15 protein-coding genes are annotated in these 12415 nt (G+C 38.6%); 3 read left to right on the top strand and 12 right to left on the bottom strand.

The genetic code is table 11. The annotated features are described in order from the left end of the window. Positions 1 to 13 precede the first annotated feature (13 nt). Positions 14 to 673: an MgtC/SapB family protein gene (locus tag EYS08_RS13880; RefSeq protein ID WP_131030609.1), complete on the top strand. Its 660-nt coding sequence runs from the start codon at positions 14 to 16 to the stop codon at positions 671 to 673. Between the two features lie 36 nt (positions 674 to 709). Here EYS08_RS13880 and EYS08_RS13875 read toward each other — a convergent pair whose 3' ends face one another. Then, positions 710 to 1144: an RDD family protein gene (locus tag EYS08_RS13875; RefSeq protein WP_131030608.1), complete on the bottom strand. Its 435-nt coding sequence runs from the start codon at positions 1142 to 1144 to the stop codon at positions 710 to 712. A gap of 110 nt (positions 1145 to 1254) precedes the next feature. Here EYS08_RS13875 and EYS08_RS13870 point away from each other — a divergent pair, with 110 nt between their 5' ends. After that, entirely contained in the window at positions 1255 to 2682 is a 1428-nt protein-coding gene (locus tag EYS08_RS13870) for an L-serine ammonia-lyase (protein ID WP_131030607.1), read from the top strand. A gap of 111 nt (positions 2683 to 2793) precedes the next feature. Next, a complete protein-coding gene (locus EYS08_RS13865; RefSeq protein WP_131030606.1) occupies positions 2794 to 3987 on the top strand; it encodes a C1 family peptidase in 1194 nt (397 codons plus the stop codon). 237 nt (positions 3988 to 4224) lie between these two features. Here EYS08_RS13865 and EYS08_RS13860 read toward each other — a convergent pair whose 3' ends face one another. The 11 genes from EYS08_RS13860 to EYS08_RS13810 form a co-directional block, all read right to left on the bottom strand. Further along, a complete protein-coding gene (locus tag EYS08_RS13860) occupies positions 4225 to 5136 on the bottom strand; it encodes an AEC family transporter (RefSeq protein ID WP_131030605.1) in 912 nt (303 codons plus the stop codon). 69 nt (positions 5137 to 5205) lie between these two features. Then, positions 5206 to 6426 (bottom strand): DEAD/DEAH box helicase, encoded by a 1221-nt coding sequence (locus EYS08_RS13855; protein ID WP_208745858.1) that lies wholly within the window; start codon positions 6424 to 6426, stop codon positions 5206 to 5208. A 183-nt stretch (positions 6427 to 6609) separates the two neighbouring features. Then, a complete protein-coding gene (locus EYS08_RS13850) occupies positions 6610 to 7062 on the bottom strand; it encodes an Hsp20/alpha crystallin family protein (protein ID WP_131030604.1) in 453 nt (150 codons plus the stop codon). Between the two features lie 51 nt (positions 7063 to 7113). Continuing rightward, positions 7114 to 7506: a glycosyltransferase gene (locus tag EYS08_RS13845; protein ID WP_131030603.1), complete on the bottom strand. Its 393-nt coding sequence runs from the start codon at positions 7504 to 7506 to the stop codon at positions 7114 to 7116. A gap of 4 nt (positions 7507 to 7510) precedes the next feature. Next, positions 7511 to 7744, bottom strand: coding sequence for a hypothetical protein (locus EYS08_RS13840; RefSeq protein ID WP_131030602.1), 234 nt, complete (start codon positions 7742 to 7744; stop codon positions 7511 to 7513). 5 nt (positions 7745 to 7749) lie between these two features. Continuing rightward, positions 7750 to 8016, bottom strand: a complete 267-nt coding sequence (locus tag EYS08_RS13835; protein WP_131030601.1) for a hypothetical protein — start codon at positions 8014 to 8016, stop codon at positions 7750 to 7752. A gap of 434 nt (positions 8017 to 8450) precedes the next feature. Next, entirely contained in the window at positions 8451 to 8804 is a 354-nt protein-coding gene (locus EYS08_RS13830) for a hypothetical protein (protein WP_208745857.1), read from the bottom strand. 10 nt (positions 8805 to 8814) lie between these two features. Beyond that, positions 8815 to 9366, bottom strand: a complete 552-nt coding sequence (locus tag EYS08_RS13825; RefSeq protein ID WP_057933206.1) for an RNA polymerase sigma factor — start codon at positions 9364 to 9366, stop codon at positions 8815 to 8817. Between the two features lie 112 nt (positions 9367 to 9478). Further along, complete coding sequence (locus tag EYS08_RS13820; RefSeq protein WP_131030600.1) at positions 9479 to 10414, bottom strand: ketopantoate reductase family protein; 936 nt, start codon at positions 10412 to 10414, stop codon at positions 9479 to 9481. Between the two features lie 24 nt (positions 10415 to 10438). Continuing rightward, positions 10439 to 11374 (bottom strand): TolB family protein, encoded by a 936-nt coding sequence (locus EYS08_RS13815; RefSeq protein ID WP_131030599.1) that lies wholly within the window; start codon positions 11372 to 11374, stop codon positions 10439 to 10441. A gap of 233 nt (positions 11375 to 11607) precedes the next feature. Beyond that, positions 11608 to 12369: a DUF4197 domain-containing protein gene (locus EYS08_RS13810; protein ID WP_131030598.1), complete on the bottom strand. Its 762-nt coding sequence runs from the start codon at positions 12367 to 12369 to the stop codon at positions 11608 to 11610. Positions 12370 to 12415 lie beyond the last annotated feature (46 nt).

Raw genomic sequence — 12415 nt, 5'->3', positions numbered from 1 at the left:
ATAATTCAAAGCAATGAACGAGATCATAGAGCAAAACCATTTCATTACACAAAGTGAAATCAATAAATTTTTGTTGGCTACCCTGCTTTGTGGCATAATCGGCGCTGAACGCGAGTATAGAAGTAAATCTGCCGGACTCAAAACCATGATGATGATTGGTTTGGGTGCTGCCCTATTTACCATTTTATCTATCAAAATTGGGCCAACCAGTCAAGACCGTATTGCCTCCAACATTGTTACGGGAATCGGGTTTTTAGGTGCCGGGGTAATTTTTAAAGAAGAAAATCGTGTTAAAGGCCTCACTACGGCCTGCATTATCTGGATTGTTGCTGCAATTGGAATGGCCGTAGGCTCTGGTTACTACGAACAGGCTATAGGGGTTACCATTGTGGTTCTATTGGCGCTGATTATTTTCCCCTTTTTAGAAGAAATTGGCGATCGTCGTTTTACCAAAAGGCTTTACCGCATTGTTAAAAAACAGCATACACACGGCAATTTAGAAAGCTACGAAGAGGTTTTCCGCGAAAGTAAGCTTAAACCACAGCGCGGAAAACACCAATTGGTAGATAATATTATCACCGGAAACTGGACGGCAACGGGCACGCCCAAAAACCATCAGAAGTTTGTGGAACGCATGCTTAAGGACGATGAGATTATTGAGTTTGATTTTTAACCGAGTCGAATAAATTTATTTTTTGGGTTTGTAAGGCTAATTTTTCTCTTCGATCACCATTGTATCCGACCAAAGGTCATGCCATGGTGCACAAGGGTTACCCAATGCACTAAAGGCATTGAATGGGATAGCTCTTACAATATTTCGGATAAATACTTTTTGAAAAGTAATGTCGCTACCATCAGGATTTACAGCTCTTGTTCCCGTAATTAACTTTCCAATCGATCTTCCGTTAGACATTGCTTCTGTTATAAACATTACAATACCGTAAAGTAATAAAGAAATCAAACGGCCTGATAATCCATCAAAACTATCCAAAAGTTCAGGCTTAACGATTCCGAGAATAATTGCAATGCCAAATGCGATGATGTAAAAAACAACTAGATCGATAAGATAATTAGTAAATCTCTTTCCCGTAGTTGCTCGACAGTATTTTAAATCAATTTCTTGATAGCTGTCGTTGAAGTCCATTTTAGAGTCTTTAAATTAGATCTTTCTAAGGTAAAGTATTTTCACCATGGGCCAAAATTAATTTATCCAAAATCATAAAACAATTATAGCTTTGTGTAACTATATTCATAATGATCAAGGAACAGATTTCAGTTTTCGATATTTTTAAAATAGGCATCGGCCCATCCAGTTCACATACCTTAGGCCCATGGCGGGCCGCACAACAGTTTACAGCTTCTCTTGCTCAAAACAATTTGATTGATGAAATTGAGGGTATAAAAATATTGCTTTATGGTTCGCTTGCCAAAACAGGTAAAGGCCATGGAACTGATGTAGCTATTCTACTCGGTTTAACAGGAGCTGATCCGGTAACTTTTGATGTTGATGCCGTTACACCAACTTTCGAAAGCATCCAAAGAGATAAGAAATTAAATCTTGCTGATCATTTAATTCTTGATTTTGATTACGATAACGACCTGCTTTTTCTTTTTGCCGAAAGTTTGCCCTTTCACCCAAATGCGGTTACTTTTCAGGCATTTTTAAAAGGTGGAAAAGCTTTTTCAGAAACCTATTACTCTATTGGTGGTGGTTTTGTAGTTAAAGAAGGCGAAGACAATAGTAAAAAACCACAGGTAGACCTTCCCTTTCCTGTAGAAAAAGCAAAAGATCTTTTACACTGGTGCTTATCTACCGGTTTAAAGGTAAGCGAAATCGTGATGGAGAACGAACTGGCCTGGCGCAATGAAGCAGAGACAAAAAAAGGCATCCTACAGCATTTTGCGGTTATGCGCGATTGTATTTATCGCGGATGTCATACCACAGGGCTTTTACCAGGTGGTTTAAATGTAGCACGAAGGGCATTTCCGCTAAATAAACGATTAATTGATAAAAGTGAGTATTCAGACTATAATAGCTGGGTAGAAGCCATTAGAAAAGGTGGAAACGGCTTTAATTATACTTTAGATTGGGTAAGCTGTTTCGCACTGGCTGTTAATGAAGAAAATGCATCTTTTGGCCGTGTGGTAACTGCCCCTACCAATGGTGCCGCAGGCGTAATTCCAGCCGTATTACAATATTTTATTACCTTTTGCGATGGTTACAGCGAGGAAAAAATCATCCAATTTATTGCCTGTGCTTCAGAAATAGGCAGTATTTTCAAAAAAGGAGCAACAATATCAGCCGCTATGGGAGGATGTCAGGCCGAAATTGGCGTTTCATCAGCCATGGCTGCAGCTGCGCTAACAGAGTGTTTAGGCGGTTCGCAAAGACAGGTTTTAATGGCAGCAGAAATCGCCATGGAACATCACTTAGGTTTAACCTGCGATCCGATTGGTGGTTTGGTACAGATCCCTTGTATCGAAAGAAATACCATGGGTGCTATTAAAGCTATCACAGCCAGTCAGCTGGCCCTACAAAGCAATCCTGATAAGGCAAAAGTAAGTTTAGATGCAGTAGTAAATACCATGTGGGAAACTGCCCTCGATATGAATGCCAAATACAAGGAAACATCTGACGGAGGATTAGCAACCAATATTCCGATCAGTTTGCCAGAATGTTAATTCAACATTGTTGCAATAAAATGACGGATGTTATCCATTTATTACAAATTTTCTGGCGCCAAATCAACAAGTATTTTTACATTCGCTGACTTTATTAATTATTCATAAAAAATGATCAACTACACAAAAATCAGTGTGATTAGTTTGGCTTTGTCGTTATCCATATCGGCGACTTATGCGCAAGACAATCTCGTTAATTCTTTAAAAAACAACCAAAGCGAAAACAGTGCTTCTTCTTTTAAATTCACCGAAGTGATTAACCTGGCAAATACACCAGTTCAGAATCAAGGATCGTCAGGTACTTGCTGGAGCTACTCTACCAATTCATTTTTAGAATCAGAAATGATTAAAGCCGGTAAACAACCAGTAACATTATCTCAGCTTTTTTCGGCCCGTAACGCTTATGTAGAGAAGGGTAAAAATTACGTGCGTATGCATGGCGCGGTTTCATTAGGCGATGGCGGTGCTTTGCACGATGTAATCAACATGTACAGAAAATACGGTGCGGTTCCGCAAGAGGTATATACCGGATTAAATTATGGCACTAAAATCAATAAAACTGCAGAACTTGGCGATATTGAAAAAGGTGTTTTAGAAGCTGTTGTAAAGAATGCAAATGGCGAGTTAACCCCAAACTGGTTAAAAGCCTATACTGGTGTAATTGATGCTTATTTAGGTGCTGTACCAGAAAACTTTACATATAATGGCAAAAAATACACACCAAAAACCTTCGCTCAGGAAGTGGTTGGTTTAAATGCCGACAACTATGTAGAACTTTCATCATTCAACGATCACCCTTTCTATAGCAAATTTACTTTATTAGTACCTGATAACTGGTCTTTCGATCAGGTTTATAACGTTAAAGTGAACGAGTTAACCGACATTATCGATAACGCTTTAAAAAGCGGTTACACTATTGCATGGGCTACAGATGTAAGCGAAAAAAACTTCAGCTGGAAAAACGGGGTGGCTTTTGTTCCACAAACGCCTTTCGCTGATATGACCGTGAAACAGAAAGCAGATATGTTTAACGGCCCGCAGCCAGAGATGGAAATTACGCAGGAGAACCGTCAGCTTGCTTTCGACAACTACCAAACTACTGATGATCATGGTATGCACATTGTTGGTTTAGCCAAAGATCAAACAGGTAAAGAATATTATATCGTTAAAAACTCTTGGGGAGCCAGTAACGATTATAAAGGATATTTATACGTAACCAAAAACTACGTAAAATATAAAACAACAGCAATTTTATTGAACAAAGCAGGTATTCCATCTGCAATTTCTAAAAAATTAGCTTTGTAACTAAACCTAAATCAGTAAAAGAGCCGCAGAAGAAATTTGCGGCTTTTTTCTTATTAACCACAGAGGAAACAGAGACTTACACTGAGGGCACTGAGAAACGAGGCATGTTTCAAGGTTAGAGCTTGGCCTTGACATCTGATCTATCAAATTTCTTAATTTAGTTCACACCTCAAATAACCTATTCTGTGTTCTCTGTGCCACCTCTTCGCGCACTCTGTGGTAAAACAAAAAGGCCAATTAAACCAGCCCTGAATAAGTTAACACCAACCACCATAACCCCGTGGTGATAAAACACAATAAAATTCCGATTCCAACCACCAAATTAGAAAGCTTCGGATTAAGGTTATACTGATCGGCTACCACACCTGCGGTTACCAAAGTTGGCATAGCCATTTCAAAAATCGTTATTTTGGTAATCATTCCACCCATACCTAAAACAAGAGCTGTAACCAAAACGACCAGCGGCGCTAAAATCAGTTTATACAATAAAGCAAAACTGATGTGTTTCAATTCGCTAAACCAGCCACCAAATTTTAGCTGCAAACCTATTGAAAACAATGCCAATGGACCAACTGTACCTACTAGTTTGTCGAATAATGGATCTAGTGAAGAAAGGTCAATAAAATGTGGGAGAGTCAGCGCCAAGACACAACCTATAAGCGGCGGAAAGGTCAATACTTTTTTCAGCACCAATTTTGCGCTTAACTTTTGATTCTGCGAAGAGCGGATGGCTACAATAACGCCAATGGTAGATAAAAGCATAAAGGTAACCTGGTCGCAGATAATGGCGACAGCCAGTTCCTTTTCGCTAAAATAAGCCACAATTAAAGGAAAACCTACAAATGAAGTATTACTTAAAGAACTGGTTAGTTTTAACCCGCCAGCAGTGGATTTATTAATATTCCGGATGCGGCTATACAGCGTAATAAATAACCAACCAAATAGCCAGACAAAAATTGGTGCCAGTACAGGAAAGAATAGATCCTTAGTCCAGGTAATATGTGGCAGATATTTAAAAGAAACTGCCGGTAGAGCGATATAGATAATCCAGGCGTTAATGCCTTTGTGCGCATCTTTGGGAAGCGATTTACTTTTCCTGAAAAGAATCCCGGCTAAAATGCATAAACCTATAATAATGAAGTTTGCCATTGTTAGCGCAAAGATAATTTATAAAAGAAAAACGCCAATAAGAAATATACTTACGGCGTTTTTAAATATTTATACAGAAGGTTTTGGTTTTTTCTTTTTGTTCCAAACCTTTTTCTTGCCCTTATGTTGAGGTCTCTTTTCTTCCACATGCGTAATTTCCATTGCAGCTATGCTTTCCGGCAGTGGCATGCGGGGAACTTCCTTCTCGATTAATTTTTCAATGTTATCGAACTTGCGTTTATCTCTTCCGTTAACCAATGTAATGGCCGTTCCTTTGGTTGCAGCTCTTGCCGTACGGCCAATACGGTGTACGTAATCAGCCGGATCGCCAGGAACATCATAATTGATTACCAAGTCGATCCCTTCTACGTCGATTCCGCGGGATAACACATCGGTTCCGATTAAAATTGGCAATCTTCTGTTTTTGAAAGCCAGTAAAATATCTTCGCGCTCTTTCTGCCCTAAATCGGAGTGAAAAGCTTCGGCTTTAATACCCAATCCTTTAAAGGTTTTATACAACGCTTTTACTTTTTCTTTGGTCGAAACGAAAATGATACTGCTTTTGTATTGCCCACTTTTAAAAATATCAGTTAATAAGGCCTGTTTCTGTTGGTCGTGGATGTTATAGGCTTGTTGATCGATCCCCTCAGCAGGTTTAGCAATTGAAATGGTAATCTGCTTCGGTTCATGCAAAATCTTGCCCGCCATAGTTCTTATTTTCGGTGCCATAGTAGCCGAGAACAAAAGTGTTTGCCTTTTCTTTGGCAGGTAGCTGATAATACGGATGATATCGTCGTAAAAGCCCATATCCAACATTCTATCTGCTTCATCTAAAATTAAATGCTGCAAATGTTCCAGTTTTAACACACCTGAAGATAAATGTGCCATTAGTCTGCCCGGAGTGGCAATAATAATGTCTACACCATTGCGCATAGAACGTTTTTGCTGTTCGTAAGCGATACCATCTCCCCCACCGTAAACCGCTAAAGAACTGATATTGGTAAAATAAGCCAGTGCTTCAACCTGTAAATCGATCTGTTGTGCAAGCTCGCGTGTTGGAGCCAGTATCAAGGTATTGTTGTGCCTATCGGCAGCTTTGCTAATTTTATCCATTACTGGCAAAAGGTAGCTGGCCGTTTTTCCTGTACCGGTTTGAGCGCAGGCAATCAGATCATGATTATCTAAAATTACCGGGATGGCTTGTTCTTGTATTGGAGTAGCGCTTTTATACCCCATGGCCATTAAGCCTTCGTATAAATCGGGGTTAAAATTAAAGTCGTTAAAATTCAATCTATTGTGTTTATGTCTTTTAGCAAAAGTACCTTAAAATACCGCTAATAGCAAACCGCATTTTAATATCGATATATTAAATGATTTTGAAGGCCACGTGTGGTAACGCTTTAGGTGATATAAAAACAAAAAAGCCCCGATTGTTATAACCAACCGGGGCCTGGAAATTATAATAGACGAAACTTAGTCTACCAGAATATCTTTTTCTGGTGTATTCGTTTCAGGGTTTTTAGGTAGGGTAACCTTCAAAATTCCATCAGCGTAGTTTGCCGATATATTTTCTACTAAAACTTTTCCGTTTAGGCCAAAAGCCCTTTCGAAAGTGCCATTGCTATATTCTCTACGACTATACTTTTTAGCTGAATCGGCTTCTTCTTTAGCTTGGTAAGAAATGGTTAATACATCATCTTTGGTAACCACCTTTAAATTTTCTTTAACCAAAGCTGGTGCAAAAAGCTCAATAATAAAGCTGTTTTCTGTTTCCTCTATATTAGCAGGTACTTTTCTAAAGCCCTGGTTAAACATGGCATGTTTGTGGTGACTGAAAGAACCACCAAAGTGCCTTCCAAATCTTCCCTCTCCTGCGCCAAAGCGATTATGCATCTTGCCCGAATGGCATCTATGTTCGTTGTACATTTTGTTTAATTTAATTGTTATTTATTCTGTTATTTATCGGCTTAAGCCATATTAATTGTAAGCCACCTGCTCCGTTTTAGGGATGCCCAATAGCTGTGTAATGATATTTGCATAAGGATATGACGGCGAGAAAACGGCGTAGTCAAACTTTAAACCCCTTATCTGAACCAAAATATCATCGATAAATTTCATTGGTTCAAGCAGTGCGCTGATCAATCCTGATTTAGGCTTTTCTTCTTCATCAATCGCCTTTTGCCCTTGAAAAATATTCAGCTCCTGATTGTAGGCTTTAAAGTCAGCGCCGATTTGTTCTATAGGGGCCTTAAATTCATCCGAGCTAAAGAAAGTTACCTTCTCCCCTTGGATAATCAGTTCGTTTGCCATACCCAAAATCGGACTGACATCGGACTGAGATGGATCGCTTAAAAAAAGTACCTGTGACATAACCTTATCTATTTACGTTATTTATACTATCAACAGGACTAATCACAGTATTATCCATTTTTCGGCTATGGTGACTGTAACTATGATTTCTATGATGTTCTTGCTGGCAATCATCATGATAATGCCTGTTTTTAAAATCTAACCGATCGCGGTATCCATTCTGAACGGCCAGTACATTTAAGCTGTAAAAAGTTCCTGCAGCAACAGCCAATGCTAATAATATTCTAAATGTTCTCATGGCGGTTAATAATTTACGTTAATGTTGTTAACTGTTCCATTGCCTTCTACGGTTGGCCTGTACCATTGGTTATCGATCGGTACAATTGGGTTGTAATGATTTTCGAAACCGTTAAAGCGGTTATGGAAATAATGGTGGCGCCTACCCATAAAAATCCTGAACATTAAACCGATCAGCATGATGGCCAGTATAAATTTGAACACAAACGGTATGAAGAAAGCGACTGCACCAAGTACAATCCCGAATCCTATGGTTTTTAATATCTTTTTCATCTTTTTATATATGTTTTTATTTGTGATGAAGCTATCATGATTTCACCCGTTATTGTGGGTTTTGAAAATCATGTCGGTTTCATCTTCTTATAATTTTAAAGTACTGTAATCAGTTCACCTTAAATTAGTTGAACTACTAATACTGTCGTTTTTGTTATTTATATAGGAAGACGGAGCAACTTTATTTTTACTTTAAATTATTTTGTTTTTTTTACTCTTTAGGGATTTTGTCATCCTGAACGCAGTGAAGGATCTTTTTAGTAGTTACCATTTCGGTCGGTGAGCCACCAACCTATAGGAATCTTTGGGTAATATAGTCCAAAGACCTCTCCACTCCGCGTTGCTTCAGTCGAGATGACGAATCTCAAGAGATTCTTCATCTGATTCAGAATGACATAAAACAAAAAAGCCCCGAATTTAATCGAGGCTTTAAATTATTCCTTATTGCGGTGGTGACGCCATCCGCCACATCTCCGTTTATATTCTTCCTTAAATTTTGCCCGCTCCTCTTCATTCATCGAATCCCATTTGGCACGCATTCCCCGGGCGCGCTCACGGAAACCATTATGCCCCCCGTGGCCACCTTTATTAAAGTTCCCAAAAAGCAACCTGCACAGCACAAGTAAACCGAGCGCTTGCCAATAATTAAGTTTGCCTGCATGTGCCACCTCAGGTAAAATCCAATTCCATAAAAACATAACCACATAACCCAATACCGCTGCAATAAGCACCGCTACGGGTAAAAAGAAAATAAATTTCTTGCGCCGATTAAAATTTCTATTCATCATGTCTGCAAATTTAATAGTTAATAAATTCCTGATATAAATTTTGTAAACGGTTACGCAGGTGTTTTACAGCATAACCCTTTCTTGATATTAATGTTTTGATATTCTCTCCGCTTTCATCTGCCAGTTCCTGAAAAGTGCGTTCTTCCAATTCATTCTGAACAAACACGTAACGTTGATTCTCCGGCAGTTCTTCCAAGGCCAAAAACAGTTGATCCCAGAATAGTTTTTTTAAACTTTCTTCTTCTGGAGAATAAGCCTCGGCAAGTAAAATTTCTTTAAAATTGATTTCGCCATCTTCACCCTCGAAAGTGAAATCTTCTAACGATTCTTCTTTTTGTTTACGGTATTTATCGGTGATCTTATTTCTGGCCACCCGATATAGCCAACCACTAATCTGCTCAATGGCACCAGCCTCGGGTTGATTGCTGAGCTGAAACCAAACATCCTGTAAAATATCTTCCGCATCCTCATCTGTATTCACCCTTCCACGGATGAAACTGAATAAGCGCTTACCATAATTGGCAACCGTTGAAATGATATTTTGAGGTTCGTTTGTTGGCACTAAATTTTGCTTAATAACCCAGTAAACGGATGAGACTCAATATTACTTTAAATTTTTTTATTTTTTTTAGAAAATGGACATTTTCAATCAAAATATACTGATTTTTAGAGACTTATAGCGATCCTTTTTTAAGTAATCTTTCGTACAACTTTTGATAAGTCGGTGCAGCAATACCAAGTTTTTCGGCTTCGCGTACAATGTAGCCTGTTAAGGACTCAACTTCTGTTTGCGGTTTCTGATTGAGATAATCGCGGTGCATGGACGAGGTAACCTCGTATGGCATCGATTTCATCGTATTTAATGTTTTACCCGAAATGTCATCACTAATTGTTACGCTTTTAGCCAGGGCAAGGTTTTTCACTTCTTCAATTAACTTCAGAACAGTTTCAAGATTTTCGTCCAGTACCTTTCCGATAGTGCTATCGAAATAGGATGTAGAAGTAGCAGTAGGGGAAATAAATATAAATTTTTCCCAGATGGCGGTAGAGATTTTATCCGAAACCGTTAAATCGATTCCTGCATCAAGCATTAGATCTTTCAGATGTAAAACCGCTTCGCCTATTGGTCCATCCATTCCAAAGGATAGCTTTTGAATGTTACCAGAATTTTCGATTATCCCAGGCGATTTAATTTTGGAAACGATAAATGCACAGCCTTTTAAAACATTTGCATGAGGCAGAATTTCTAAAATTTCGTCACTTGCACTAACGCCATTTAAAAGTGGCAACAATATCGTACTATGGTTGATTAAGGGCTTTAACTTTTCGATGGTTTGTTTTAAGTCGTAGCTTTTCGTGCAGATTATAATATAATCGGCCACGCCAATTTTACTATAATCATCGGTAGCCAGATATGGCTTAGTTACAAAATTTTCGTTCCCTTTAATTACAGTTAAACCCTTATTTTGGATCTCATTTAAATGTTCGCCACGGGCAACAAAAACAACTTCTACATCATCTCCGTTGGTGTATTTCTTAGACAGTAAGCCTCCGAAATACCCACCTACGCCACCAATTCCTACAATAACGATTCTTGTTTTATTTAGCATGTTAATCTAAATATGATAAACAGATTATTTCAATGCCCCCGTTGGGTTATTTCCTTTATCCACTATCGTTTTAATATTCCCTTCTAAATCAGAAACATATATTTTGCTTTGCGTAAAGGGTTTTTCAGCTCCACTATAAAAAATGCGATCATCGGCTGTAAGAAAAACATAAGGAACATTTATACCTTTTGGCGAAATCCGTTGTACTTTTTTACTGGCCAGATCTAAAGCATAAACTGCTTCGCTCGGACCTGTTAATCCGTCTAAAATATCCGTATTTCCTGCATTAAAAATCAGTTTGGCCCCGTCTTTTGTATAAAAGAAACGGTTACTACTCGCAATTGAAAATTCTTTTCCGATCAAATCGGCTATCAATTTGGTATCGGTTAACTTTCCTGTACAATCAAAGGTGTAAAGCTTGGTAAGATCCTGTCCGACGATTTCCTTTTCATTTTTCCAGGTTGGCGCATAAACATTTATTTTAGATGCACTATCGAGCATCACATATCCAGAATTATCGGTTTTAATTACGCCTATCTTCCATAGGTTTTTACTGTTAAAAATATTGAAAGCGATCGCAGCTCCATCAGGCGACCACATGGCCTGATAATAATTATTGCTATTTACCTGCGATTTCCCCTGGCTTTTGTTTTCCATATCGGCAATCCAAATGGATCTGTTCCCGGCAGAATCGCTTAGTGTATATGCCAGTTTATTTCCATCGGGAGAAATAGCCGGATCGGTAGCACCGCCGAACGAAATCTGTTTCATTGTATCGATACTCGTGGCTACAATTTTATCTCCATCCTGATAGGCTAACGCGAAATTTTTACTGCTTAAAGAAACCGTATCTAAAACGGCTTTCGCATTTTCTGCCTCAGATTTATTGCTATTGCAGGAAGTAACTAATACAACGCATGAAATTAAAATAGAAGCTAATATGGTGCTGATTTTCGTCATGTACAATTTTACAAATAGTTTTTGTGTCTTAGGTTTTTGAAAGGAAGTAGAAGCTATATTTTACTTAATACAAACTTTGTGTTGGTAGATTTTATCCTTCGCCATGGGTCCTGTCTCCACGAGCGACAATCAATACCTCCATTTAAATCTAATTCGGTCTGTGAGGACACAGTCCGAGGCATTTGATTTCTTTCCGCCGTGGTTCGTGTCCTCACGAACCACGATTAAACAGATTAAATCTTTTTCTTATCCGCGTAACCGAACACCTTCTGCAACAAGGTTGTGCTGCGTGAGCCTAAGTTGCCCCTAATTTTTAGTTCTTCTTTCGCAACCTCAACAAATAAACCATCTATCGCTTTTTGTGTAACGTACTCGGTTAAGTTGGTGTTTACGGGTTTTACCAAAGGCAAACGGTTGTATTGCGTAGTTAAATCGCTGTAATACTTGGTGGCATTTACCTTATTTAAGCTTGTGGTTACAATCGGACTAAATTTCTGCATCAGCTGAGAAGTAGTTACCCTTTTAAAATATTCGGTAGCTGCATCTTTGTTACCCAAAAGGATATTAGTCGCATCGGTTAATGTCATTTGTTTAATGGCTGAGATAAAAATAGGCTTTGCTTCGGTAGCAGCATCTTCTGCGGCACGGTTTAAGCTTACAATCACATTATCGCAAAGTTTGTTCAAACCTATGCCACGTAATGTTCTTTCAACCTTTTGTGCTTCAGGAGGCATCAAAATTTTAACGGCTAAATTGCCTAAAAAGCCATCTTTAAGCGAAAGCCTATCAGCACCTGCAGAAACACCAATTTGTAGCGCTTCCTTAATCCCCTGTCCTATTTCAAAAGTAGATGGTGTTCCCGTAGCAGCTGTTGTTGTGCCCTGTTTTTCGGTTACTTTTTTAAATATATCGCTTAGTTTAATCTGTGAGCTAACATTTAAGCTTGCAAATACCAGCATGGCCAGTGATGCCGATAAAATATTGATCTTTTTCATTTTGTGTGTTTAATCATGTTTAGCAAAACAACTGCCATAATTCTTA

It is taken from the genome of Pedobacter kyonggii, assembly GCF_004310665.1.
GTDB lineage: Bacteria > Bacteroidota > Bacteroidia > Sphingobacteriales > Sphingobacteriaceae > Pedobacter > Pedobacter kyonggii.
This window is presented reverse-complemented; position numbering and strand designations above follow the sequence as displayed.